The organism is Kitasatospora sp. NPDC093679 (assembly GCF_040683455.1).
Classification (GTDB): Bacteria; Actinomycetota; Actinomycetes; order Streptomycetales; family Streptomycetaceae; genus Kitasatospora; species Kitasatospora arboriphila.
Genome location: NZ_JBFBDW010000081.1, coordinates 1 through 24,143, shown reverse-complemented (window position 1 = coordinate 24,143; position 24,143 = coordinate 1). Strand labels below are relative to the sequence as shown.

27 protein-coding genes are annotated in these 24,143 nt (G+C 74.4%); 15 read left to right on the top strand and 12 right to left on the bottom strand.

Features of this window, described 5'->3' with window-relative positions; all coding sequences use genetic code 11:
* Positions 1–61: 61 nt before the first annotated feature.
* Positions 62–406, bottom strand: a complete 345-nt coding sequence (locus tag AB0O09_RS36795) for a hypothetical protein (protein WP_363549666.1) — start codon at positions 404–406, stop codon at positions 62–64.
* Between the two features lie 130 nt (positions 407–536).
* On the opposite strand from AB0O09_RS36795, the gene ligD reads away from it, so the two are divergent.
* Complete coding sequence (ligD, locus tag AB0O09_RS36790; protein WP_363549664.1) at positions 537–1,472, top strand: non-homologous end-joining DNA ligase; 936 nt, start codon at positions 537–539, stop codon at positions 1,470–1,472.
* 252 nt (positions 1,473–1,724) lie between these two features.
* A complete protein-coding gene (locus tag AB0O09_RS36785; protein WP_363549662.1) occupies positions 1,725–3,896 on the top strand; it encodes a M4 family metallopeptidase in 2,172 nt (723 codons plus the stop codon).
* A gap of 84 nt (positions 3,897–3,980) precedes the next feature.
* Here the strand turns inward: AB0O09_RS36785 and AB0O09_RS36780 are convergent, their stop codons facing one another.
* Entirely contained in the window at positions 3,981–4,652 is a 672-nt protein-coding gene (locus AB0O09_RS36780; RefSeq protein ID WP_363549660.1) for a VOC family protein, read from the bottom strand.
* 258 nt (positions 4,653–4,910) lie between these two features.
* On the opposite strand from AB0O09_RS36780, the gene AB0O09_RS36775 reads away from it, so the two are divergent.
* Positions 4,911–5,096, top strand: a complete 186-nt coding sequence (locus AB0O09_RS36775) for a DUF1508 domain-containing protein (protein ID WP_263106398.1) — start codon at positions 4,911–4,913, stop codon at positions 5,094–5,096.
* A 211-nt stretch (positions 5,097–5,307) separates the two neighbouring features.
* Here AB0O09_RS36775 and AB0O09_RS36770 read toward each other — a convergent pair whose 3' ends face one another.
* Together AB0O09_RS36770 and AB0O09_RS36765 are read right to left on the bottom strand one after the other, a co-directional pair.
* Entirely contained in the window at positions 5,308–5,856 is a 549-nt protein-coding gene (locus tag AB0O09_RS36770; protein WP_363549658.1) for a hypothetical protein, read from the bottom strand.
* Positions 5,857–5,873: 17 nt separating this feature from the next.
* Complete coding sequence (locus AB0O09_RS36765) at positions 5,874–6,224, bottom strand: DUF488 family protein (RefSeq protein ID WP_363549656.1); 351 nt, start codon at positions 6,222–6,224, stop codon at positions 5,874–5,876.
* 139 nt (positions 6,225–6,363) lie between these two features.
* Between AB0O09_RS36765 and AB0O09_RS36760 the strand changes: the two genes are divergently transcribed.
* Both AB0O09_RS36760 and AB0O09_RS36755 read left to right on the top strand, forming a co-directional pair.
* Complete coding sequence (locus AB0O09_RS36760) at positions 6,364–7,317, top strand: NUDIX hydrolase (protein WP_363549654.1); 954 nt, start codon at positions 6,364–6,366, stop codon at positions 7,315–7,317.
* A gap of 121 nt (positions 7,318–7,438) precedes the next feature.
* Positions 7,439–7,816 carry a DUF6188 family protein gene (locus AB0O09_RS36755; RefSeq protein ID WP_363549652.1) on the top strand — a complete coding sequence of 126 codons (378 nt, stop codon included), beginning with the start codon at positions 7,439–7,441 and terminating at the stop codon, positions 7,814–7,816.
* 20 nt (positions 7,817–7,836) lie between these two features.
* Here AB0O09_RS36755 and AB0O09_RS36750 read toward each other — a convergent pair whose 3' ends face one another.
* Positions 7,837–8,850: a zinc-dependent alcohol dehydrogenase gene (locus AB0O09_RS36750; protein WP_363549677.1), complete on the bottom strand. Its 1,014-nt coding sequence runs from the start codon at positions 8,848–8,850 to the stop codon at positions 7,837–7,839.
* A gap of 259 nt (positions 8,851–9,109) precedes the next feature.
* On the opposite strand from AB0O09_RS36750, the gene AB0O09_RS36745 reads away from it, so the two are divergent.
* From AB0O09_RS36745 to AB0O09_RS36730, 4 genes are all read left to right on the top strand, one after another.
* Positions 9,110–10,360 (top strand): DUF5685 family protein, encoded by a 1,251-nt coding sequence (locus tag AB0O09_RS36745; RefSeq protein WP_363549649.1) that lies wholly within the window; start codon positions 9,110–9,112, stop codon positions 10,358–10,360.
* Complete coding sequence (locus tag AB0O09_RS36740; protein WP_363549647.1) at positions 10,320–10,745, top strand: contact-dependent growth inhibition system immunity protein; 426 nt, start codon at positions 10,320–10,322, stop codon at positions 10,743–10,745. Before AB0O09_RS36745 ends, AB0O09_RS36740 begins: the two co-directional genes overlap by 41 nt.
* A 9-nt stretch (positions 10,746–10,754) precedes the next feature.
* Entirely contained in the window at positions 10,755–11,555 is an 801-nt protein-coding gene (locus AB0O09_RS36735; protein ID WP_363549644.1) for a HEAT repeat domain-containing protein, read from the top strand.
* Positions 11,556–11,730: 175 nt separating this feature from the next.
* Positions 11,731–12,525 (top strand): metal-dependent hydrolase, encoded by a 795-nt coding sequence (locus AB0O09_RS36730; protein ID WP_030269391.1) that lies wholly within the window; start codon positions 11,731–11,733, stop codon positions 12,523–12,525.
* Between the two features lie 71 nt (positions 12,526–12,596).
* On the opposite strand, the gene AB0O09_RS36725 is transcribed toward AB0O09_RS36730, so the two are convergent.
* On the bottom strand, positions 12,597–13,100 hold the full coding sequence (locus tag AB0O09_RS36725; RefSeq protein ID WP_363549642.1) for a metallophosphoesterase: 504 nt from the start codon (positions 13,098–13,100) through the stop codon (positions 12,597–12,599).
* A gap of 128 nt (positions 13,101–13,228) precedes the next feature.
* Here AB0O09_RS36725 and AB0O09_RS36720 point away from each other — a divergent pair, with 128 nt between their 5' ends.
* Positions 13,229–13,597, top strand: a complete 369-nt coding sequence (locus tag AB0O09_RS36720; RefSeq protein WP_344624267.1) for a MauE/DoxX family redox-associated membrane protein — start codon at positions 13,229–13,231, stop codon at positions 13,595–13,597.
* A gap of 94 nt (positions 13,598–13,691) precedes the next feature.
* Here AB0O09_RS36720 and AB0O09_RS36715 read toward each other — a convergent pair whose 3' ends face one another.
* Together AB0O09_RS36715 and AB0O09_RS36710 are read right to left on the bottom strand one after the other, a co-directional pair.
* Positions 13,692–14,165 (bottom strand): universal stress protein, encoded by a 474-nt coding sequence (locus AB0O09_RS36715; protein ID WP_363549674.1) that lies wholly within the window; start codon positions 14,163–14,165, stop codon positions 13,692–13,694.
* A 60-nt stretch (positions 14,166–14,225) separates the two neighbouring features.
* On the bottom strand, positions 14,226–14,585 hold the full coding sequence (locus tag AB0O09_RS36710) for an STAS domain-containing protein (RefSeq protein ID WP_363549640.1): 360 nt from the start codon (positions 14,583–14,585) through the stop codon (positions 14,226–14,228).
* Between the two features lie 103 nt (positions 14,586–14,688).
* Between AB0O09_RS36710 and AB0O09_RS36705 the strand changes: the two genes are divergently transcribed.
* Both AB0O09_RS36705 and AB0O09_RS36700 read left to right on the top strand, forming a co-directional pair.
* The gene (locus AB0O09_RS36705) at positions 14,689–15,255 is read left to right on the top strand and encodes an XRE family transcriptional regulator (RefSeq protein ID WP_363549638.1); all 567 of its coding nucleotides are present in this window, start codon (positions 14,689–14,691) and stop codon (positions 15,253–15,255) included.
* A gap of 128 nt (positions 15,256–15,383) precedes the next feature.
* Positions 15,384–15,923, top strand: a complete 540-nt coding sequence (locus tag AB0O09_RS36700; protein ID WP_363549672.1) for a GNAT family N-acetyltransferase — start codon at positions 15,384–15,386, stop codon at positions 15,921–15,923.
* A gap of 76 nt (positions 15,924–15,999) precedes the next feature.
* Here the strand turns inward: AB0O09_RS36700 and AB0O09_RS36695 are convergent, their stop codons facing one another.
* The 3 genes from AB0O09_RS36695 to AB0O09_RS36685 form a co-directional block, all read right to left on the bottom strand.
* A complete protein-coding gene (locus AB0O09_RS36695; RefSeq protein ID WP_363549670.1) occupies positions 16,000–17,268 on the bottom strand; it encodes a sugar ABC transporter permease in 1,269 nt (422 codons plus the stop codon).
* A 74-nt stretch (positions 17,269–17,342) separates the two neighbouring features.
* Positions 17,343–18,122 carry an ATP-binding cassette domain-containing protein gene (locus tag AB0O09_RS36690; RefSeq protein ID WP_363549635.1) on the bottom strand — a complete coding sequence of 260 codons (780 nt, stop codon included), beginning with the start codon at positions 18,120–18,122 and terminating at the stop codon, positions 17,343–17,345.
* A 43-nt stretch (positions 18,123–18,165) separates the two neighbouring features.
* The gene (locus AB0O09_RS36685) at positions 18,166–19,209 is read right to left on the bottom strand and encodes a substrate-binding domain-containing protein (protein WP_363549668.1); all 1,044 of its coding nucleotides are present in this window, start codon (positions 19,207–19,209) and stop codon (positions 18,166–18,168) included.
* 326 nt (positions 19,210–19,535) lie between these two features.
* Here AB0O09_RS36685 and AB0O09_RS36680 point away from each other — a divergent pair, with 326 nt between their 5' ends.
* Positions 19,536–20,585 (top strand): GntR family transcriptional regulator, encoded by a 1,050-nt coding sequence (locus AB0O09_RS36680; RefSeq protein ID WP_363549632.1) that lies wholly within the window; start codon positions 19,536–19,538, stop codon positions 20,583–20,585.
* A gap of 16 nt (positions 20,586–20,601) precedes the next feature.
* Here the strand turns inward: AB0O09_RS36680 and AB0O09_RS36675 are convergent, their stop codons facing one another.
* On the bottom strand, positions 20,602–21,228 hold the full coding sequence (locus AB0O09_RS36675) for a methyltransferase domain-containing protein (protein WP_363549629.1): 627 nt from the start codon (positions 21,226–21,228) through the stop codon (positions 20,602–20,604).
* A gap of 334 nt (positions 21,229–21,562) precedes the next feature.
* Here AB0O09_RS36675 and efeO point away from each other — a divergent pair, with 334 nt between their 5' ends.
* Together efeO and efeB are read left to right on the top strand one after the other, a co-directional pair.
* Positions 21,563–22,702 (top strand): iron uptake system protein EfeO, encoded by a 1,140-nt coding sequence (gene efeO / locus AB0O09_RS36670; RefSeq protein WP_363549626.1) that lies wholly within the window; start codon positions 21,563–21,565, stop codon positions 22,700–22,702.
* An 86-nt stretch (positions 22,703–22,788) separates the two neighbouring features.
* The gene (gene efeB, locus AB0O09_RS36665) at positions 22,789–24,081 is read left to right on the top strand and encodes an iron uptake transporter deferrochelatase/peroxidase subunit (RefSeq protein ID WP_363549623.1); all 1,293 of its coding nucleotides are present in this window, start codon (positions 22,789–22,791) and stop codon (positions 24,079–24,081) included.
* The last annotated feature ends 62 nt before the right edge of the window (positions 24,082–24,143 follow it).

Below are 24,143 nucleotides of genomic sequence, written 5' to 3'. Positions count from 1 at the left end.
ATCCTATCGGGCCACGCACGCTGCGTGCCCCGCCCCTGCCGCGTCCGGGGAGGATGCGGGTTCAGGCCGTCTGCACCCGGCCGACCGGCGCCTGGTCGCCACCGCGGTGGCCCAGGAACCAGCCGATCAGCGCGAGGAAGGTGATCGCCCAGACGAGTGAGCAGAAGGCCGTCATCCAGTTGGAGTCCACCTGCACCTCGACCATGATCAGGCCGACGGTCAGCGAGAGCAGGAAGACCACCGCCGAGCTGCTCACCCCCAGGAACATGTCGCGCAGCCGCACCGACAGCTTCGGCTTCTTCCGGAAGACCGGTTCCATCGGCCAGTGCGGCTCCGCCACGGCCTGCACCGCGCCCTTCGCCGGGACTGCGGGCTGCGTGCTGCCGGACATCGGTTGCTGGTCCATCGGCGTGCTCCTTCCAGCTGCCGGCCCCCGCTGTCCACTGTCCCACTGGGCCGTCCCGGCGGCAGGGCGGCCGGGACGGTTTCCGTCCGACCGGCCCCCGGGTACCTGCGCAGACGTGCCGATCCGCCCCATGCTCGCCACTTTGAGCACCCGCCGCAGCTTCGACGACGGCTGGCTGCTGGAACGCAAGCTGGACGGCGTCCGGGCGGTCGCCGAGCGGGACGGCGACACCGTCCGGCTGTTCTCCCGCACCGGCGAGCCGATGGCCGGGGGCTACCCGGAGCTGGTGGCGGCGCTCGCCGCGCAGCCGGTCCCCCGGTTCACCGTGGACGGCGAGATCGTCGCCTTCGACCGGCAGGGCCGGACCAGTTTCGCCCGGCTGCAGCGGCGGATGCAGCTGCGCGACCCCGTCCGGGCGGCCGCCGCCGGGGTGCGGGTCTCCTTCTTCCTGTTCGACCTGACCGCGCTGATGGGGCACGACACCACCGGGCTGCCTCTGCTGGACCGCAAGCAACTGCTGCGCGAGACGCTGGACTTCGCCGATCCTCTGCACTTCACCGAGCACGCCCGGGCGGACGGCCCGGTGCCGCTCGCCGAAGCCTGCGCGCGGGGCTGGGAGGGGCTGGTCGCCAAGCGCGCCGACAGCCGGTACGTGCCGCGCCGCTCCCCGGACTGGCTTAAGCTGCCGTGCACCGCGGGCCAGGAGCTGGTGGTCGGCGGTTTCACCGATCCGTCCGGCCGCCGAACCGGCTTCGGAGCCCTGCTGGTCGGGTACTACGAGGCCGCGCTGCTGCGCTACGCCGGCAAGGTCGGCACGGGCTTCGACACGGCCCTGTTGCACCGGCTGCGGGCCGAGCTCGACACCCTCGTCCGCCCCGACCCGCCGTTCGCCGACCCGCCCGCCGGGGAGCGCCGGGTGCACTGGGTCGAACCACGGCTGGTCGCCCGGGTCGGCTTCACCGAGTGGACCCGCGACGGACGGCTGCGCGCACCCCGGTTCGAAGGATTGCGGACGGACAAACGGCCCGAGGACGTGGTCCGCGAACACCCCCTCCAAGGGCGCTGAACAGCACCGCAGGAGCTTACCAGCGACTGCCCGGCGAACCGCCGCGGCGGAGTGATATCGATCACAGCCGCCGGCCGTCCGGCAGCAACGGCCGGCTGCGCTACGATCACGAACTCCCAGGCAGTAGCGGGTGTTTCCGCGAGACTCCACATCCTGGCCCGTTCACATCAACCGCAAACTTGAAGTCTGTTAATTTTTACAAAATTGCTGCACGTTGACTGGTATTCATATGAACTAGCAATCTTCGGCGCCATGAAGAGACCCCTCCTGAGCAGCTCGGTCACCCTCGCGGTCAGCACCTTCGTCATAGCCGGCGCCGGTGTCCCCGCCGTGGCCGCCACTCCCGGCCCGCAGGCCCCGGCCACCCACAGCAAGGCCGTGCAGGACGCCAACGCCCAGGTCGCGGCCCACCCGAACGCCGTGAAGGCCGGCGCCGACGACCGTTTCCAGGTCACCAACGTGCAGGTCGACAAGGACGGCACCCGCCACGTCCACTTCAACCGCACCTACCGCGGCCTTCCGGTCCGCGGCGGCGACGTGGTCGTCCACTCCGCCCCGAACGGCACCCTCGACTCGACCAGCCTCACGCTGGCCGCCCCGATCTCGCTCTCGGTGACCCCCTCCGTCACCGACAAGCAGGCGATCGCCAAGGCCGCCGCGCTCTTCCTCGGCACCCGCGGCAGCAGCACCGCCGTCCTCACCGTCGACGTCACCGGCGCCTCGCCGAAGCTCGTCTGGGAGGTCGTGATCAACGGCACCGGCCCGGACCACTCCCCCAGCCACTTCCACGTCCTGGTCGACGCCGTCACCGGCGCCCCCGGCCAGAGCTGGGACAGCTTCTCCGCGTTCGTCCCGGACGGCACCCAGCGCGGCAAGGGCCGGCTGGCCCCCGGCCTCGTGACCCCGCCCGGCGCCCAGCCCGCCGCCGCCTCCAGCGGCACCGGCAAGGGCTACCAGGTCGGCAACGTCACCGTCAGCACCACCCAGAACTCCACGAGCAGCTACACCCTCAAGGACCCGCTGCGCGGCAACGGCGAGACCCGCGACGCGCAGAACCAGTTCGCCGTCAACGACTCGCCGCCGGCCGGCTGGGGCGCGGCCTTCAACGACGCCGACAACGTCTGGGGCAACAACGCCCTGACCGACCGCGCCACGGTCGCCGTCGACGCCCACTACGGCATCCAGGCCACCTGGGACTTCTACAAGAACGTCCTCAACCGCAACGGCATCAAGAACGACGGCGTCGGCGCCCGCTCCTTCGTCCACTACGGCACCAACTACGACAACGCCGGCTGGGACGACACCAGCTTCTCCATGATCTACGGCGACGGCGCGGTCGGTTCCAAGCCGTTCACCGAGATCGACGTCGCCGGCCACGAGATGAGCCACGGCGTCACGGCCGCCACCGCCAACCTGGTCTACACCGGCGACGCGGGCGGCCTCAACGAGGCCACCTCGGACATCATGGGCACGATGGTCGAGTTCAACGCCAACAGCCCGGCCGACGCGCCGGACTACCTCATCGGCGAGAAGATCGACATCAACGGCAACGGCACCCCGCTGCGCTGGATGGACGACCCGAGCAAGGACGGCAGGTCCGTCAAGTGCTGGTCCAGCACCACCAAGAACCTCGACCCGCACTACTCCTCCGGCGTCGGCAACCACTTCTTCTTCCTGCTTGCCGTCGGCTCCGGCCAGTCCCAGTGGGGCAACAGCCCGACCTGTGACGGCTCCTCGGTCACCGGCATCGGCAACGACGCGTCCGCCAAGATCTGGTACCGCGCGCTGTCGGTCTACATGACCTCCAACACCGACTACCCGGGTGCCCGCACCGCCACCGTCAAGGCCGCCAAGGACCTGTACGGCGGCGGCAGCACCCAGTGCGCCGCGGTGGAGAAGGCGTGGAACGCGGTCTCCGTCGCCCCGACCGCCACCACCTGCAGCGGCACCACCCCGCCGCCGTCCGGCGGCAACCTGCTGCTCAACCCGGGCTTCGAGTCCGGCGCGACCTCCTGGACGGGCTCCTCCGGCGTCATCACCAACGAGACGGGCGCGACCCCCCGCACCGGCTCGTACTACGCCTGGCTGGACGGCTACGGCTCCGCCCACACCGACACGCTCGCGCAGACGGTGACCGTCCCGGCGGCCGCCACCGCGCCCCAGCTGACCTTCTGGAACCGGATCAGCACGGCCGAGAAGGGCGGCACCGCCTACGACACGCTGAAGGTCCAGGTCGTCGACGGCGCCACGACCACCACCCTGGCCACCTACTCGAACGTCGACGCCACCACGGGCTACGTCCAGCGCACGCTCGACCTGTCGGCCTTCAAGGGCAAGACCGTCACGATCAAGTTCACCGGCACGGAGGACTCCTCCCTCCAGACCAGCTTCCTGATCGACGACACCTCGGTGACCGCCGGCTGATCCCGGTCCCACGGACCGGTGGACCCGGGCGGTCGACCCACGACGTCCCGCCCGGGTCCACCGCAGCGCCCACGCGCGCTGCGGCTACCCGTCCCGGCCCCGCCAGGTGCTCACGCACGCCTCGTTGCCCTCCGGATCCGCCAGCACCCACCACGCGGGCGCACGCGCGGCGGAGACCAGCCGACCGCCGGCGGCCAGCGCGGCCCCGACCCGCCGCTGCGCCTCGTCGTGCGCCACGGTCACGTCCAGGTGCAGCCGGTTGCGCTGCGGCCGCGGCCGCTCCATCCGCTGGAACCAGACCGCCGGGCCCCGCCCGGCCGGGTCCACCAGCGGATCCCACGGCCCGTCCGCGCCCGGGGCGTCCGCGTAGCCCAGCACCGCCTTCCAGAACGGCCGCACCGCGGCGGCGTCCAGCGCGTCGACGCCGATCTCCAGGAGCTGCACGGAGCGCGGCTCCCCCGCCGCCCCCGCGCCGTGCAGGACGGCGGAGATCCGCCGCGCCAGCTCCACCTCCGCCGCACCCACCCCGGCGCCCGCGGGCGGCACCAGGGCGAGCAGCAGCGCCCCGGGCCGGACGTCGGCGTGCAGCCGCCGGTCGGCCTCGTCCCCGCAGACCGCCGCGGCGGCCGCGAGCACCTCCACCGCCCGGGCCGCCGACCCGACCGGGACGAGCGTGCGCAGCGTGCCGAGCAGCAGGCGCCAGCCCCCGCCCCCGACCGCGTCCGAGACCTCCTGCGCACCCGGTCCCTGCTCCATCCCGGCCTTCTCCCGATCGGCGGCCGCACCGCACTCCGCCTGAACGCACGTCAACCCGCCCGCCGGGCAACCCCGCCCGCCCCGCCCCGGCCGCGCGCCGCGCCGCTCGGGGCCGCGCGGGCGGCCGCGGCACCGGCCCGCCGGGGCTCCGGACACCCGTCCGGCGCCCACCCGAACGCCTCAGCCGGCATGCGGCAGAAGGGGTTCGTTCCTACGGTGCCCGGTGAGGGGGATCCCCGTCGAGAGGTGAACACGGACATGGCAGGCAAGTTCGAGCTGTACGTCGACGAGTCGGGCAACCACCGCTTCCGCCTGAAGGCCAGCAACGGCTCGGTCGTCGTCACCGGCGACCCGGAGGAGTCGCGGGAGCAGTGCCTGAAGAGCATCGAGTCGCTGCGCAAGCTGGCACCGTACGCCCAGGTGCTGGAGGTCGCCGGCTCCTAGCCGCCGGCCGGTCGGACAGCGCGCGGGCCGGCCGCCCCTCGACGGGGCGGCCGGCCCGTTCGCGTGCGTGCCGCCCCTCTGCGGACCGCATCGGATCTCCCCGAAAGCCTCACACGTGACACCTGTCGGCCGTTCGGGTGCCGTGCGTAGGGTCCGTTTCGCAAGGCCGCGCCCCTGCCGCGCGAGAACCGACCCCGGCAGACCCCATGGACTACTGCGCACCGTGCCGACGCCACCTCAACGGCGCACTGTCCTGCCCCGGCTGCGGGGCGGCCGGTGGCCCCGCCCCGGTGGACGCGACGGCCGTGCTGCCCGCCCGCAGCACGGCCCGCCCGGCCCGGGACGGCGAGCCGCACCGCCGCCGCTCCCGCCGGACGGCCGCCCCGAAGCGGCGCCGGGCGGCCATCCTGACGGCTGCCGGCCTCGTCCTCGGCGGCGCCGGTGTGCTGGCCCTCGTGGCACCGGACGGCAGCGGCGCCGCGCGCCCGATCAGCGCGCCGGTGGACGACACCGTGCCGGCGGCGAGCGACACGCCCACCGTGGCGCCGGCCACCACCTCGGCCGCGCCCACCCGGCAGGTCTCGGCGAAGCCGTCGAAGTCGGCGAGCGCGCGGCCGAGCGCCTCCGCCTCCGCGTCCGCGCCGACGGCCACCGCGGCGCCGACCACCGCCCGGCCGACCGCGACGGCGACCGTGCGGCCCAGCCGCAGCCCCTCGCCGAAACCGTCGAAGTCCTGCACGCCGTTCCTGTTCTGGTGCACCTGACCCCTGGCGCGGCTCAGCCGTTCAGCAGCTCGGCCAGGTACGCGGCGTGGCTGATCCCCACCTCGTGCGAGGCGGTGAGCAGCGTGAGCGGGCCGCGGTGGGCCAGGGCGCGCAGGTGGTCCAGGGCCCCGGCGCGTTCCGGTTCGTCCAGTTCCGTGCGGTAGCGGCGGCGGAACTCCGTCCAGCGCTCCGGGTCGTGTCCGTACCAGCGGCGCAGCTCGGTGCTGGGGGCGACGGTCTTCGCCCATTCGTCGAAGCCGGCGTCCGCCTTCCTGAGGCCGCGCGGCCAGAGCCGGTCGACCAGGACGAGGGTTCCCTCGTCGGGTCCGGGTTCGTCGTGGAGCCTGCGGCAGGTGACGGCCATCCGGCCATGCTCGCGCGCCGCCCGCCGGATTCCGCGTCTACGCTGCGGAGTGTCCCGGATGCCGTCCGTACGGTCCGCCCGCCCGCGGGGCCGGGCGGGGCCGGGCGGCGGCCGGGCGCGGCAACGAGGAGGCGGGGCCATGGGGTGGGACGGGGTGGCCGGGCCGCTGGCGGCGGCGGGCGTGCTGTTCCGGGACGCGGCAGGCCGGGTGATGGTCGTCCGGGCGGTGTACGAGAGCCGGCACCCGGTCGAGGTGCCGGGCGGCGGCTGGGAGCCCGGGGACGCGACGCTGCGGGCGACCGCCGTGCGGGAGCTGCAGGAGGAGATGGGGCTGCGGCCCCGCCTGCTGGCGCTGGCGAGCGTGGACTGGGCGATGAGCCGCACCCGGCCGCCGATCGTCTCCTTCCTCTACTGGGCGCAGCCGCTGACCGCGGCGGAGCTGGCGGCCGTGCGGCTGCAGGAGGACGAGCTCGGCGGGTACGCCTTCGTGACGCCCCGGCAGGCGGCCTCGGCGCTGCCGCCCCGGCTGTCGCGGCGGGTGGCGGCGTGTCTGCGGGCGCCGGCCGGGTCGGGTCCGGTGGAGATGGAGGACAGCTTCCCGGTCGGGCCGGCGGCGGCCGGGCTGCCGCCGGTGCCGGCGCCGCCGTACACCCGGGCGGCCGGGCTGGACCTGGCGGGGGGCGAGCGGCCGCCGGTGGTGCCGCCGATGGACCGGGAGACGTACTACGCGACCCGTCCGCGGATCCGGGCCGAGGTCCAGGTGCTCGTCGCCGGTCCGGCCGGCCGGGTGCTCTCGGTGCAGGAGCCGGTGGCGGCCGACCGGGAGACGCCGCGGGGTGCCGCGGCGCGGGTGCTGCGCGAGCGCTTCGGTTCGGTCCGGGCCCCGGGGCGGCTGCTCGCCCTGGACTGGCTGTCCGGCGGCGCTCCGCGCCTGGTGTACGTCTTCGACGGCGGGTGCCCGGGCGGTGGACGGTCCGGCGGCACGGCGGCGGCCGCCGGGGACCGCCGGACCGCGGCCGTGCTGGCCCGTCGGGGGGCTGCGGCCGGGCCGCTCGAACTGGTGGACGGCGCACCGGCGGCCGGTCCCGGGTGATCGGGCCTCCGCGCGGCCCGGCACCCGCGGCGGGCGGCGCGGCGGGTGTGACGGCGGCCCGCCTGCGGCATGACAATCGTGGCAGTGGAGCGGCCGGTGCCGCCCTGCCCGAGGAGGTCGTATGGTCCGCGAGATCGAGTCCGTGCTGACCGGGCTGCAGGTGGAGGCCGTCAAGGTGGCCGGGCCGCTGCGGCTGGTGCTGTCCGGCGGTGTGGTGCTGACCGTGGCGAACGACTTCCGAGTCCGGACGGCCGCCGAGGTCGAGCACTTCTACCCGGGGCTGTCGGTTCCCGCGTCGGGTCTGCTGGCCGGGCTGGTCGGCGCCCGGGTGGCGGGGGCGGCGGTGACCCGGGCCGGCGGGCTGGAGCTGCGCTTCGAGCCGGGCGTCACGCTGTCGGTGCCGCCGGACACCGCCGTCGCGGGCACCGCGGCCTGGCAGGTCGCCGGGCCCGGTGGCCCGCTGTTCACCGCGGAGCCCGGCGGCTACCTCGCCGTCTGACCCTGCCGGCCGGCGGCGGCTCAGCGCAGGTCGAAGACCAGCCGGGCCGTCACCCGGCCCGCGAGGACGTCCTCGAAGCAGTCGTTGACGTCCTCCAGCCGCCGGGTCTCCCGGATCACCCTGGTCCGGCCGAGTTCGTGCAGCCGGAAGACCTCGGCGAGGTCCTGGCGGGTGCCGACGATCGAGCCGACCACCTTCGTCCCGTTCAGCACGGTGTCGAAGACGGGGATCTCCAGGGTGCCGCCGGCCGGCAGGGCGACCAGGACGAGGGTGCCGCCCCGCCGCAGCGCGGCGTACGCGGCCCGGAACGAGTCGTTGCTGACGGCGAGCGCGATCGCGGCGTCCGCGCCGCCGAGCTTCTGCGTCTGCGCGGGGACGTCCTGGATGCGGGCGTCGAGGACGTGGTCGGCGCCGAGGTCCCGGGCCAGGGCCAGCTTCTCGTCGGTGACGTCGACGGCGATCGTCTCGGCGCCGGCGAGGCGGGCGTACTGGAGGGCGAGGTGGCCGAGGCCGCCGATGCCGGAGACGAGCACCCGGGTGCCGGGGCCCGAGCCGGCGACCTTGACCGCCTTGTAGGTGGTGACGCCGGCGCAGGACAGCGGTGCGGCGTCCATCGGGTCGATGCCGTCCGGCACCGGCACCACGTAGTCGCCGTGGGCGAGCGCGTACTCGGCGTAGGCGCCGTCCACGGAGTAGCCGGAGTTGTGCTGCTGCAGGCAGAGCGTCTCCCAGCCGGAGACGCAGTGGTCGCAGTGGCCGCAGGCGTCGGCGAGCCACGGGACGGCGACCCGCTGTCCGAGCCCGACGTGCCGGACGAGGTCCCCGGCCCGTTCGACCACGCCGACGCCCTCGTGCCCGGGGACGAACGGCGGGGTCGGGCGGACGGGCCAGTCGCCGCGGGCCGCGTGGATGTCGGTGTGGCAGAGGCCGGAGGCCTCGATGCGGACCAGGACCTGGTGCGGGGCGGGCTCCGGCAGCGGGCGGTCCTCGATGGCGAGCGGTGCGGTGAAGTCGCGGACGACGGCGGCCTTCATGGCGGTGTCCTCCCGGATCGGCGCGTTCACGGCCGGGCCTTCGGCAAAGCCGCGGCCGCCCCTCCGACCGTCCCCCGGACGGCCCCGCTCGGCAAGCCGGGGACGGCACCCCGGCGCCGCCACCGCCGCCGACCTGTGCTCGGGGGCCGATCACGGCCGGGGGTGCACGACCCGCCCCTGGCCACGGCCCCGGTGGCACCGCCTAGGATGACGGCCGTTCGACCGCGGCCCGTGGGGCCGCGAACGGGGAGGGGGAACGGTGTTCGGAATCATCAGGCCGTGTCGGCACAGCCTGTCGGAGACGCTGCGCAGCTCGTGGACGGCCCACCTGTGCGGGCTCTGCCTGGCGCTGCGCGACGACCACGGGCAGCTGGCCCGGACGGCCACCAACTACGACGGCCTCGTCATATCCGTGCTGGTGGAGGCTCAGGGGCCGCGGGCGGCGGGCGGGCGCCGGACGGCCGGCCCGTGCCCGCTGCGCGGCATGCGCAGCGCCGAGGTGGCGCAGGGCGAGGGCGCCCGGCTCGCCGCGGCGGTGTCGCTGGCGCTGGCGTCGGTGAAGGTCCGCGACCACGTGCTGGACGCCGACGGGGTGTTCGCGAAGCGGCCGGTCGCCGCGGGGGCGCGGGCGGTGGCCCGGCGCTGGGACCGGCAGAGCACGGGCGGCGGCGCGGGGCTGGGCTTCGACACCGCGGTGCTGCTGGACGCGGCCGACCGGCAGGGGGAGTTGGAGCGGGCCGCCGGGCCGGGCACCTCGGTGCTGCTGGTGACGGAGCCGACGGAGACGGCGACCGCGGCCGCCTTCGCTCACACCGCGGTGCTGGCCGGCCGGCCGGGCAACGCGACGGCGCTGGCGGAGGCGGGCCGACTGTTCGGCCGGCTGGCGCACCTGCTGGACGCGGCGGAGGACCAGCAGGAGGACGCGGCCGCCGGGCAGTGGAACCCGCTGACGGCCACCGGCACCGGCCGGGACGAGGCCGAGCGGCTGTGCCGGGACGCGGTGCACGGCATCCGGCTCGCGCTGAAGGACGTCGAGCTCACCGAGCGGGCGCTGGTGCACCGGCTGCTCGCGCACGAGACCGGCCTCGCGGTGGACCGGGTGTTCGGCCACGGCGCGGGTTGCTCGGTCACCGCGGGCGGGCAGCACGCGCACGGCTCCGACGCCCACGACCCGCACGCCCGCGCGGCTCACGGGGGTGCCGCCCACGGGCACGGCCCGCACCCGGGCGGTCCGCTGATCGGCGAGCCGCCGACCCCGCTGCCGCCGAAGAAGCCGCGGCGCTCGGGCCTCGCCGGCTGCGCGGTGTGGGCCGCGATGGCCTGCACCTGCCAGCTGATGTGCTGCGAGCACGAGGACCCGTTCAGCCGGGAGAAGAAGGAGGGCTGGTGCCAGCGCAACTGCGACTGCGACTGCGGCAATTGCGACTGCAGCGGCTGCGACTGCGACTGCTGCGACGGGTGCGACTGCTGTGACGGCTGCGACTGTTGCGACTGCGGCTGTGACTGCTGAACCGGCTCCTCCCGGGCGCTCTCTCGACGAACTGGAGGGTGCCTGGCCGCCGCCGGGCCCCGGTGCCACCCGGTTGGTGGCCACCGCCCACGCGCTGCGCCGGGTGCCGTTGGGCGAACTCGGTGCGGAGGGCCTGCGCCTGCTGATCGGCCAGGACGTCGGCCTGCCCCACCTGGTGCCGGTGGCGCTCGACCTGCTGGAGGCGGACCCGGCGGCGGAGGGCGGCCTGTACCCCGGCGACCTCCACGACGCCGTGGCGGGCCGGAGCCCCGCGTTCTGGGCGAGCCGCCCGGACCTCGCGGCGCGGCTCCGCGCCGTCCCGCCCCCGGCCGGTCCCGGGTACGGGCGGGAAACCCGCTCCCCGGCTGACGGTGCCGGGCGCTAGCCTGCGTCCGTGCCGATCTTCGTCCACCTCACCTCGGCGGCCCACGCGCCGCGGATCCGCCGCTCGGGCATCCGGGCGGCGGGCCGCGGCGAGCGCGGCGTCCACTGCTTCCCGGTGCTGCCCTCGTACACCCTGACCCACCAGTGGGTGCGCGAGCTCGCCCGCTTCGGCACCCGCGGCGGCCTGGTCGCGGTGCACTTCCGGCTGGACGACGCCGAGCCGGTGACGGTCCGCCACTACGGCAGGCCCGGCCGGCGGGTGACGGCGGCCGAGGCCGCCGGACAGCTGGCCGCGATGGAGGACCCGCGGGGCTGGGAGGTGTTCCTCCCCCGGTCGGTCGCCGCGGGCGAGGTGCACCGGCTGCGCCGCCCTCCGCAGGTGGCCGGCTGGCGGTACTTCCCGGCGTCGCACGGGCGCCGGCCCTGCCAGTGCGACGGCTGCCGGGTCCGCGGCGAGTACGGCGGCCGGCGGGTGCGCGAGCGGCTGTCCCACCCGCTGGACGGACCGCCCCCGCCGACCCGCGTCCTGCTGGAACGGCTGGCGGCGGCGGGCGGTCCCGGCGATCCGGAGGTCCTGCTCGACCTGCTGCACTGGTTCGGACGGCGACGGCGCCGCAAGGGCCCGGTGGCCGAACTCGCCCGGCTCGCGGCCCACCCCGACCCGCGGGTCCGCGCCGCGCTCGTCCGCACGGTCTGGGACTGGTCCTCCCCCGGCCGGGCCGAGCTGGTGGAGGGCCTCGCCGACGACCCGGACGACCGGGTCAGGACGGCCGTCGCCGACGCCCGGGAGTGGCTCGCCGAGCGGGACTGAGGCGGGCCCGACCGACCGTCCGCACACGGAGCTCCTGGCCCGAACGGCCGCCCCGGCGGACTCGGTGACCGGCGGTCAGGGCCCCCGGGCAGGCCCTTGATCGGCTCGGCTATGCTGCGCCCCTACCAGGAGCGCGCAACGGCGCCCGTACCGCGGCGATGGGGTGGGAAGCACCATGATGGGACCGGCACACGCGCTCTCCGGAGCGGCGGCCTGGCTGGCCGCAGGAGCGGCCGCGTACTCGCTGGACCGGCCCATGCCCTGGCCCGTCCTGCTGGCGGGTGCGCTGATCTCGGCGGGCGCCGCGCTCGCCCCCGACCTCGACCACAAGGCGGCCACCGTCTCCCGCGCCTTCGGCCCGCTGTCGCGCGGCCTGTGCGAGGTCATCGACAAGATCGGTGCCGCCACCTACAAGGCGACCCGCGGCAAGGGCGACCCCCGCCGCAACGGCGGCCACCGCACCCTCACCCACACCTGGCTCTGGGCCGCGCTGTCCGGCGTGGTGGCCTCGCTGTTCTCGGCGTACGGCGACCGCTGGGGCGTCCTGGTGGTGCTCTTCATCCACATGGTGCTGGCCGTCGAGGGGCTGCTGTGGCGGCAGGCCCGGATGTCCAGCGACATCCTGGTCTGGCTGCTCGGCGCGACCAGCGCCTGGACGCTCGCCAGCGTGCTCGACAAGCCGGGCAACGGCGCGAACTGGCTGTTCGACCAGCCCGGCCAGGACTACCTGTGGATCGGCCTGCCGGTGGCGCTGGGCGCCCTGGTGCACTGCCTGGGCGACGCGCTGACCGTCTCCGGCTGCCCGGTGCTGTGGCCGATCCCGATCGGCCGCAAGCGCTGGTACCCGATCGGCCCGCCGAAGGCGATGCGCTTCCGGGCCGGCAGCTGGGTGGAGATCAAGGTCCTGATGCCGGTCTTCATGGGACTCGGCGCGATCGGCGCGGTCGCCGCGCTCGGCTTCGTCGGCTGACCCGGCCGCACACCCCGCCCTGCGCACGCCCCGTCGGTGCCCGCGACTCCCGCGGGCGCCGGCGGGGCGTCTCAGTGCCGCGGCGGCAGGCGGTGCAGTTCCACCGCGACCAGGCTCCCCGCCTCGATGCGGGCGGTCATGTAGGTGCAGTACGGCTGCCGGCGCCGGTCGGTCGGCGAGCCGGGGTTGAGCAGGCGCATCCCGCCCTCGGCGGTGGTGTCCCAGGGGATGTGGCTGTGGCCGAAGACCAGCACGTCCAGGCCGGGGTGCAGCGCGGCGCAGCGCTCCTCGCGGCCGCGGGCGGGGCCGGTCTCGTGGACGACGCCGAGCCGCAACCCGTCCAGTTCGGCGCGGGCGGTCCCGGGCAGCCGGGCGCGCAGTTCCGGTCCGTCGTTGTTGCCGTGCACGGCGACCAGGCGGGCGGCGCGCTCCTCGAACAGGTCCAGGGTGGCGGTGTCCGTCCAGTCCCCGGCGTGCACCACGACGTCGGCGGCGGCGATCCGCTCCAGCAGTTCGCCGGGCAGGCTGCGGGCGCGGGCGGGCACGTGGGTGTCGGACACCAGGAGGAGCTCCACGGCCGCAGTCTGCCAGGGCGGGGCGGGCGGCAGCGGCCGACGTTCCGGCCCGGTGCGTCTTCCGGCTTCGACCCTCCAGACGCTACTGTCGGGTAACAACAGTCTCCCGCCCGCCGGAGGTCCCGCGCATGCCCGTCCGATCCCTCTCCGCGCGCGCCCTCGGCGGTCTGCTGGTCGGCGCCGGGGTGGCGCACTTCGCGGCCCCGCGGCAGTTCGACGCGATCGTCCCCCGCTCCCTGCCGGGCTCGCCCCGCGCCTGGACCTACGCCAGCGGCGTGGCCGAACTCGCGGTCGGCGCGGCCGTCCTGGCCCCGCGCACCCGCGCCGCCGGGGCCCTGGCCGCGGCGGGCCTGTTCGCGGCCGTCTTCCCGGCCAACGTCAAGATGGCGTACGACTGGCGCCACCGCCCCTCGCCCTGGCGCGAGGCCGCAGCGGCCCGCCTCCCCCTCCAGGTCCCACTCGTCCTCTGGGCCCTCAAGGTCCGCCGCAACGCCTAGGACGCGTCTTCAAAGGCGTACTGATGCCGCATAGGGGCGCGTGGAACTGCGCGGTTCCCCCCGCCCCTTGCGGCGCTCCCCACCAAGAACCGCCCTACGGCACCACGGTGACCGGCCAGCGGCCGGCCTTCACCATGCGGACGGCCACCGAGCCGATGATCCGGTGCCCGGCCTGCTCGGAGGCGCCCACCACGACCGCGTCCGCCTTGAGTTCGTCGGCGGCCCGCACCAGCCCGGAGTACGGGTCCCCGGGGAAGGTGACGAACTGCCAGCGCATCTCGTGGATGCCGCGCAGCCGCTCGACCCCCAGCCGGATCTCGTCGAGGAGGTGCTCCGCGACGGCGGCGGTGGCCTCGGCGACGGGCAGGCCGAGCGCGGCGGCCGCACCGAGCACGGGTTGGACGAAGACCACCGCGAGCAGGGCGTTCTGCCGCCGTGCGAGACCGGCCGCGTAGGCGACCGCGCGCCAGGAGGCGTCGGATCCGTCCGCACCGGCGACGATCACCTTGGGTCCGTCCGTACCGCGTTCGAAGCGCGGTACGGCGGCCGGCCCGGACTCCGCCGACATGTCGTCACTCACGGCACGAGCCTATCGCCGCCCCGCCCGCCCGATCCGCCGGGGAGGCGCTCAGTGCTCGCCGGCGGCGAGGGCCTCGGCGAGCGTGCCGTAGACCCGCAGCACCTCCTCCGCGCCGGCGATCTCCAGCAGCCCGGAGAGCGCGGCGCCGGGTTCGGCGAGCACCAGGGCGCCGCCGGCCGTCTCGACCACCTCCCGCGCGCCGAGGATCAGGTCGAGGCCGGCCGAGTCGCAGAAGGTGAGTCCGGCGCAGTCCACCACGAGGAGTCCGGGCGCGGCGGCGACGGCCTTCTCCAGGGCGTCGCGCAGCGGCGCCTCGCCGTCCCGGTCGAGTTCGCCCTCGGGGCGGACGACCACGGCATGCGCGGAACGCCGTACCACGACGGTCAACTGCCCGCTGTCCGGTTCCATCGCTCGCTCCTCGTCCCGAAGGCACGCCCCTCAACGATAGGTCGGCGCCGCCCGAGCGGCCCGAGCTGGAGGAGTCTCCCAGATATGGGATAAGGTCCCTGATATGAGATCCGACGACCCACTGGACCTCCGGCTCGCGGCCCGCCTCGCCGAGCTCCGCACCGCCCACGGCTGGTCGCTGGACGACCTCGCGCTGCGCGCCGACGTCAGCCGCTCCACCCTCTCCCGACTGGAGCGGGCCGAGATCAGCCCGACCGCGGCACTCCTCGGCCGGCTCTGCCGGGCGTACGGGCGCACCATGTCGCAGCTGCTCGCCGAGGTCGAGGAGAACGGCAGCGGCCTGGTCCGGGCGGCCGAGCAGCCGGTCTGGACGGATCCGGCCTCCGGCTTCGTCCGCCGCTCGGTGTCGCCGCCACTGGCCGGCCTGCGCGGCGAGCTGGTCGAGGGCACCCTGCCGGCCGGCGCCTCGGTCGACTACGACGGACCGTCGGTGCCGGGCCTGGAGCAGCACCTCTGGCTGCTCTCCGGCCGGCTCGACCTCACCGTCCAGGAGCGGACGCACCACCTCGCGGCCGGGGACTGTCTGCGCTTCCGGCTCTGGGGCCGCACCGCCTTCCACAGCCCGGGCCCGGACCCGGCCCGCTACGTGCTAGCCCTCGTCCTCCCCTGACCGCCCGCCCCTGACCGGAGGAACCCGTGCCACCGACCACCGATCACAAGCCCACCGATCACCACAGCGCCGGTCACGACAGCACCGAGCTCCTCACCGCGGAGGCCCTAGACACCGCCGCCCCCGCCCTGGCGGGGCTGCTGATCGACGCCGTCCGCGCCGGCGCCTCGGTCGGCTTCCCGGCCGACCTGACCGATGAGGCCGCGACGGCGTGGTGGCGCGCCCGGGCCGACGCGGTCGCCGCCGGCGCCCTGCTGGTGTGGACGGCCGGCCCGGCCGGCGCCCCGCTGGGTACGGTCAGCCTCGCCCTGGAGCGGTACCCGAACGGCGCCCACCGCGCCGAGATCGGCAAGCTGCTGGTGCACAGCACCGCCCGCCGCCGCGGGCTGGGCCGCACCCTGCTGGCGCTCGCCGAGCGGGCCGCCGCCGAGCGCGGGCGCACCCTGCTGCTGCTCGACACCGAGGCCGGCAGCGACGCCGAACCGCTCTACCGCTCGTCCGGCTGGACGGCCCTCGGCGTCGTCCCCGGCTACGCGGCCGATCCCGCCGGCACGCTCCGCCCGAGCACCTTCTTCTACAAGCACCTCGACGCCGCCGAGCACCCCGGCACCTCCGACGCCGCCGCGACCACCACGGCCGCCGCGACCGCCGCAGCACGGCCGTCCTGACCCGGGCACGCGAACGGCCCCTCCCCGCCGCGTCCGCCGGTGGACACGGTGGGAGGGGCCGTGAGGCCGCCCGGCGTCAGGCCCGGCCGGCCGCCTGCTGGGTGCGGCGGGCCAGCGAGTCGATGACGACCGCGGCCAGCAGCACCGCACCAGTGATCATGAATTGCAGGGCGTTGCTGAGGCCCTGGATGTTCATGCCGGACAGGATCGAGCCGATGACCAGGGCACCGAGCAGGGCCGACCAGGTCGAGCCCCGGCCGCCGAAGAGGCTGGTGCCGCCGATGACCGCCGCGGCGATCGAGTTCATCAGCAGGTTGCCGCCGCCGGAGGTCTGGCTGGCCGACTGGATCTGGGCGGCCAGGAACAGACCGCCGATCGCCGCCATGGTCGAGGTGATCATGAAGACCGAGATCCGGGTCCACGACACGTTGATGCCGGCGCGGCGGGCGCCCTCGATGTTGCCGCCGAGCGCGAAGATCTGGCGTCCGTAGGTGGTGCGGCGGAGCACGAAGTCCAGCACCACGATGAAGATCAGGAAGATCAGCAGCGCGAGCGGCAGGCCCTTGTACTGGTTGAGGGTGTACGCCGCCAGGAACGCCACGATGGCGAGGAGGATCGTGCGCAGCGCGATGTCCAGGGGCGGCCGGGACGGCACCCCGGCCGCCTGCCGGCGTCTGGCGTCGATCAGCTGGGAGGCGAGGAAGAGCAGGACGCCGATCGCGGCCGTGCCGTACGCGGCGATCTGCGCGCCGTAGATGGTGGTGTAGAGCTTGGAGACGATGTCGTCGCCGGGGAGGTTGATGGTGCCCTGGCTGCCGAGGATCTGCAGCATGAGGCCGTTCCAGAAGAGGTTGCCGGCCAGGGTGACGACGAACGCCGGCACGCCGATCTTGGCGAAGAAGAAGCCCTGGATCAGGCCGACCGCCGCGCCGCCCGCCAGCGCGCACACCAGGGCGACCCATTGGTTGACGCCGTGGGTGACGTCCATGACGGCGAAGATCGCGGCGCACAGGCCGGAGACCGAGCCGACGGAGAGGTCGATCTCGCCGAGCAGCAGCACGAAGACGACACCGAGGGCGATCATGCCCGTGCCGACGATCTGCTGGGAGAGGTTGGAGAGGTTCTGGGCGGACAGGAAGCTGGAGTTCAGACTGCCGAAGACCACCCAGATCACGATGAGGGCGACGATGACGGGCAGTGACCCGAGTTCGCCGCTGCTGACGCGGCGACGGAACTCCTGGACGTAGCCCTTCAGGCCCTGCTGGCGGACGATCAGGCGCGGGTCCACCGCCGGGGTGGCGGCGGCCGCGACGTCGACCGGGGCGTTGACGCCGCCCTTCGGCATGCTGTCCTCGGGCAGCGGGACCCGTCCGGGTTCGCGTCCTGGCTCCTGGCCGGGCCCGCCGGTGGGATCGTCGGTCACTGCTGTCCCTCCTGTCCGCGGGCCTTGCGCCGGGTCACGGCGTTGTCGGTGGCACCGGTGATGGCGGAGATGATCTCCTCCTGGTTGGTGGCCCGGCGGTCGAAGACACCGTTGTTGCGGCCGAGCCGCAGGACGGCGACCTTGTCGGAGACCGCCATCACGTCGGCCATGTTGTGGCTGATCAGGATGACCCCGAGACCGCGCTCGCGCAGGCGCTCGACCAGGTCGAGGACCTGGGCGGTCTGCTCGACGCCGAGCGCGGCCGTGGGTTCGTCCAGGATGACGACCTTCGGGTCGCCGACCAGGGCGCGGGCGATCGCGACGGTCTGGCGCTGGCCGCCGGAGAGCGAGGCGATCGGGATGCGCACGCTGGGGATCCGGATGGAGAGCGTGCTGAGCAGTTCGCGGGAGCGCTTCTCCATGGCGACCTCGTCCAGGACGCCGAACTTGCGGATCTCCCGGCCGAGGAAGAGGTTGCCCACCACGTCCAGGTTGTCGCAGAGCGCGAGGTCCTGGTAGACGGTCGCGATCCCGAGGTGCTGGGAGTCCTGCGGCCGGTGGATGCTGGTGGCCCTGCCCTGCCACTCGATCACGCCGTCGTCGGGGACGTACACCCCGGCGATCGCCTTGACCAGGGTGGACTTGCCGGCGCCGTTGTCGCCGACGAGGGCGACGACCTCGCCCGCGGGCACCTCCAGCTCCACGTCGGTGAGCGCCTGGACGGCGCCGAACCGCTTCGAGACCCCGCGCAACGCCAGGACGGGTGGGCCTTCCACGGAAATCAGCTCCCTTGTCGGTCGGACGGGTGGGAACGCCTCGTCACTGGAGACCGGCGGCCTTGCAGGCCTCGGCGTAGGCGGGAGTGCAGATCTGGTCGACGGTGTACAGGCCGTCCTTGACCACGGTGTCCTTGATGTTGGACTTGGTGACCACGATCGGGGTGATCAGGTTGGCCGGGACCTTCTGGCCGCTGCCGCTGGTCGCGGTGGTCGGGACGTCGCTCGGGGTGGGCGTGGTGCCGTTGGCCCAGGCCGCGACGATCTTGGCGCTGGCCTCGGCCTCGGGCTCGTACGGCTTGTAGATCGTCATCGTCTGGGTGCCGGCGACGATGCGCTGGATGCCGTCGAGCTGGGCGTCCTGGCCGGTCAGCGGGACGCTGATGCCGGCGGCCTTCATGGCGGTGGCGGCACCGGCGGCCATGCCGTCGTTGGCGGAGTAGATGCCCACGACGTTGGGCCCGCCGATCGCGGTGATCGCGGCGGCGGTCTCCTGGTTGGCCGTGTTCGGGTCCCAGTTCGGGGTGTCGTACTCCTTGCCGACCGTGAGCTTGCCGTCGATCACGCTGTGCGCGCCGGCCTTGAACTGACCCGCGTTCGGGTCGGTCGGCGAACCGTTGATCATGATGATCGAGCCCTTGCTGGCGTTCGCGCCGACCGCGTCCACCAGGCCCTGGCCCTGGAGCTGGCCGACCTTGAAGTTGTCGAAGGAGACGTAGGCGTCGACCGGGCCCTGCGCGAGGCGGTCGTACGCGAGCACCTTGACGCCGGCGTCGTGGGCCTTCTGGACGGAGGCCTGGATGGACTTGGAGTCGACGGCGTCCAGGACGAGGATCTTGTTGCCCTTGGTCAGGGCGGTGTCGACCTGGGTCTGCTGGAGCGTCGCGTCCTGGTTGGCGTTGTAGTAGTCGATCTGCGCGCCGGGGACGAGCTTCTTGATGTTCGCCTCGAGCAGCGGACGGTCGAACTGCTCGTAGCGGGTGGTCTTGGACTCCGGGAGGAGCAGGCCGACCTTGACGGTGCCACCGGAGGCGCCGCCTGACGCACCGGAGCTGGTGGACTGCTTGGCGCTTCCGCAGGCGGCCATGCCCAGACCGACGGAGGCCGCCGTGGCGGCGACGACAAGCTGACGTACGACGAGCTTCACTGGACAGCCTCTCACTCGATCTCACCCCCGGACTCCGAGTCTGCGAGCCAATCACCGGCCCCGCGACAGCGGCTGGGCCAATGCGCGGTGGAATATCGCCCGTTCGGCCCTACCCGTCCCGACGGGTACCGCGGGCGACGGACGGACCCGGGGCCTGCACCGAAGATTCACCCGCAGCGGACCAATGGTCCAGACCAGTGCCCTATGCTGACGGTGCACAGTCATGAGGTAGCGCTACGGATACGACCAGTGGGGGTCTCCTCGGCATGCCTGGACAACGGACGGAACGCCGCGCACCGGCGTACCTGGACATCGCACGCGACCTGGGGGAGGACATCGGGCGGGGCCGGTTCCCGGTGGGGCAGAACCTGCCCTCGGAACGGCGGCTCGCCACCACGTACGGAGTGAACCGGCAGACGGTGCGGGCCGCCCTGCAGCACCTGCGGGCCCAGGGCTTCGTGGCCGGCGACCACCTCGGCACCTACGTGCTCGCGGCGCGGGAGGGACGGCCGGCCCGGCCCTCGCCCGGCCCGGCACCGGCCCACGCCTTCCCCGGCTCCTTCCTCCGCCCGGCCCGCTCGGCCGCCGGGCACGGGCGGCTGCTGCGCCGACCGCCGGACCCGTGGGTGGCGGCGGCGCTGGAACTGCCGCCCCGGCGCGCCGCGCTCGCCTACGACCACCGGCTGCGGGACACGGACGGGCGGACGCTCCAATCGGCCGACTCCTGGTTCGCCCCGGTGCTGACGGTGCTGCTGCCCGGGCTCGGGCGGGCCGCGTGGGCGCTCGGCGAGGAGCCGGAGAGCGGCCGCGAGACGGACCTCACCGAGCTGTACGGCTGGGCGGCCGCCGCCGGCCTCAGGCTCCGCGCCGCCGACAGCGTCCAGCTGGCCCGCGGCACCGCGGAGCACGCCTCGCCCGGCGGCCTCGAAGTCCGGCGCACCATCGCCGACCAGCACGGACGCCCGCTGATCGGCACGGTCTTCCGGATCGCCGACGAGCAGGCCGAACTGCGGTACGCCGACAGCCAGGCGATCCTGCCCGCCGAGGGTCGGCCGCGCCCCGCGGGCGGCGCGAACCGGATCGCCGACCCGGACCGGGCGGTGCTGCACTCCTGGGCCTCGCCGAACGCACCGGACCGCGGACTCGCACTGCGCGCCCGGATCGTACTGGCCTGCGAGCACGCCTCCGCGGAGGAGGCGGCCGGACGGCTCGGGCACTCGGCGCAGCTGGTGGCCGCCTGGCGGGACCGGTTCCGGGCCGGCGGGCTGCAGGCGCTGGAGGCCTCGCCGAGGAAGGCGAGGTCCCGGCCGCGCTGAGCCCGTCCGGGACGGGCTACCGGGGCCGGTGCAGCCGGACCAGGGCGTCGATCGCCTCGCCCGCCGTGCCGTGGCCGTCGGGGGCGGCCACGGTGCGGCGCACCCGTTCGGCGCGGACGGTCTCCAGGCCGGTGCCGGCGAGGTCGTCGAGGACGTCGTCGGGGGTGAAGAGCACCCGCGGGTCCTGCGGTCCGCCGGTGCCCTCGGTGAGGTTGAGGCTGTCGTGGCCGACGACGAGAAGGGTGCCGCCGGGGGCGAGGGCCTCGGCGGCCCGGCGCAGCGCGGTGCGGCGGTCGGCGGCCGGGAGCTGCAGGTAGGCGACCAGGACGAGGTCGTAGCCGGCCGGTTCGGCGGTGTGCGCGAGGACGTCGGCGTGCACCCAGTCGATCCGGTCGGCGGTGCCGGCCGGGCGGGTGGCGGCGAGGGCGCGGCCGCGGTCGAGGGCGACGGCGGAGAAGTCGACGGCGGTGGCCCGCCAGCCGCGTTCGGCGAGCCAGATGCTGTTGCGCCCTTCGCCGGCGGCGAGGTCGAGGGCGCGGCCCGCCGGCAGCTCCTCGCACTCGCGGACGACCCGGCGATTGGGCTCGACGCCCCAGAGCTGCTCGGTGGCGCGGTACCGCTCGTCCCAGTCCTGACTGTCCATCGGTGGCCTCCTCGGTCCGAGCGTACGCGGCGGGCGCCGCGTGGCCGGCGTATGACCTTGGTAACCCCGGGGTGGTGGCGGCGGCGCCGGCGGGCCGGGCGGGCTCGGCGCCACCGCCGACCGAGGGTGGACGAACGATCCTTCTGCCGTGCCCGCGGGGCCGGCACCGGAGGGGTGCGCGGGCCCGCGCCGGGACGCCGACGGGCTGTGATGTGCCGAGGTCACGGCTGGGATTCGATGGCGTTCCCTGACGGTTCGAAAGGTTGTTAGGTTAGGCTTGCTTCCCTTACTGTCCTGGGTGCCGGAATACCGACCAGCACCCTCGGAGTACGCCATGCCCGCCCGCCGCTCCACCGCAGCGACGCTCCTGACCATCGCCGTGGCCGGCGCAGCCCTGGCCGGCTGCTCCAAGAAGGACGACGCCGCCTCCGCGGACGCGGTGAAGGTGACCGCCTCCGACTCGGCGTGCGAGGTCGCGAAGACGAGCTTCCCGGCCGGCGCGGTCGAGCTCTCCGTCCAGAACAAGGGCTCGAAGTCCACCGAGGTCTACGTCTACGCCGCCGGCGACAAGATCGTCACCGAGCGCGAGAACATCGGCCCGGGCACCACCGTGAGCATCCACGCGGAGATCAAGGCCGGCGAGTACGAGATCGCCTGCAAGCCGGGCATGACCGGCGACGGCATCCGCCAGAAGATCACCGTCACCGGCGGTGCCGCGCCGGCCGCCAAGGCCGACCCGCGCCTGGCCGCCGCCGTCGAGGCCTACCGGACGTACGCGCAGGAGCAGGCCGACGCCACCATCCCGGTGGTGACCCAGTTCGCCGAGGCCGTCAAGGCCGGCGACGCCGAGAAGGCCAAGTCGCTGTTCGCCGCCTCCCGCGTGGGCTGGGAGCGCACCGAGCCGATCGCCGAGAGCTTCGGCGACATCGACCCGAAGACCGACACCCGCGAGGACGGCCTGGAGGCCGGCCAGCAGTGGACGGGCTGGCACAAGCTCGAGAAGTCGCTCTGGGCCGACGGCAAGATCACCGACGACGACAAGAAGCTCGCCGACCAGCTGGTCACCGACCTGAAGGACTGGCAGTCCCGCGTCGCCAAGGCCGAGATCACCCCGACCTCGATGGCCAACGGCGCCAAGGAGCTGCTGGACGAGGTCTCCAAGAACAAGATCACCGGTGAGGAGGACCGCTACTCCCACACCGACCTGTCGGACTTCGCCGCCAACGTCGACGGCGCCGAGAAGGCCTACGAGCTGCTGAAGCCGGTCGCCTCCGAGAAGGACGCCGCGCTGGCCAAGACCCTGGACGCCGAGTTCGCCGCGATCAAGGTGCTGCTCGGCAAGTACAAGCAGGGCGAGGCCTACACCTCCTACGACAAGATCACCGAGCCGGAGCGCAAGGCGTTCTCGGACGCGGTGAACTCCCTGGGCGAGCCGCTGTCGAAGCTGGCCGCCGCGGTCGTCGTCACCGGCTGATCCCGGACCGACCGCACCAGCGCCCCGCCGCGGCGGCCCGACCGGGCCGCCGCGGCATCCGCAGAGACAGGACCGAAGGAAGCCCCGTGGACGCCGAGACCACCGAGACCACCGCGCCGGACACCGCCACCGGCCAGGCCGCCCCCACCCGCCGCGCCGTCATCGGCTGGGCCGGTGCAGGCCTCGCCCTGGGTGCGGCCGCCGCCGGCTCGGTGGCCGCCGCGACCATGCACGAGGCCGCGCCCGCCGCCGCCCCCGGCATCGACTCCACCGTCGACATCCCGTTCTACGGCGACCACCAGTCCGGCATCGCCACGCCCGTCCAGGACCGGCTGCACTTCGCCGCGTTCGACGTCATCACCAAGGACCGCGAGGCCCTGGTGAAGATGCTGAAGGAGTGGACGAAGGCCGCCGCCGCGATGACCGGCGGCCGCGAGGTCGGCACCGGCGCGACCGGCGGCATCCCGGAGGCCCCGCCGGACGACACCGGCGAGGCGCTCGGTCTGCCCGCGTCGCGGCTGACCCTGACCGTCGGCTTCGGCCCGACGCTGTTCGAGAAGGACGGCACCGACCGCTTCGGCATCAAGGCCAAGCGGCCCGAGGCCCTCGTCGACCTGCCGAAGTTCCCCGGCGACCGGCTGGAGGAGAACCGCACGGGCGGCGACATCTGCGTCCAGGCCTGCGCCGACGACCCGCAGGTCGCCGTGCACGCGATCCGCAACCTGGCCCGGATCGGCATGGGCGTGGTCAACGTCCGCTGGTCGCAGCTCGGCTTCGGCAAGACCTCCTCGACCACCCCCGAGGCGCAGACCCCGCGCAACCTCATGGGCTTCAAGGACGGCACCCACAACATCGCCGGGACGGACGCCAAGGCGCTCGGCGACCACGTGTGGGTCGCCCCCGGCGACGGCCAGGACTGGATGACCGGTGGCTCGTACCTGGTCGCCCGGCGGATCCGGATGACCATCGAGACCTGGGACCGCACCTCGCTCAAGGAGCAGGAGGACGTCTTCGGCCGCAGCAAGCTGGAGGGCGCCCCGGTCGGCAAGCAGAAGGAGCGGGACACCCCGGACCTGTCCGCGATGAAGCAGGACGCGCACGTCCGCCTCGCGCACCCGGACAGCAACAACGGGCTGATGATCCTGCGCCGCGGCTTCTCCTTCACGGACGGCACCGACGGCCTCGGCCGCCTGGACGCCGGCCTGTTCTTCCTCGCCTACCAGCGCGACACCCGCAAGGCATTCGTGCCGCTGCAGTCGAAGCTCGCCGCGAACGACGCGCTGAACGAGTACATCACGCACGTCGGCTCCGGCCACTTCGCGTGCCCGCCCGGCGTCCGCAAGCCGGGCGAATGGTGGGGCCAGGCCCTGTTCGGCTGACCCCCTGCCCCGTACCACCTCCACCCCCGGGAGTCCCTCGTGTTCGGCAACTACCTGATCGG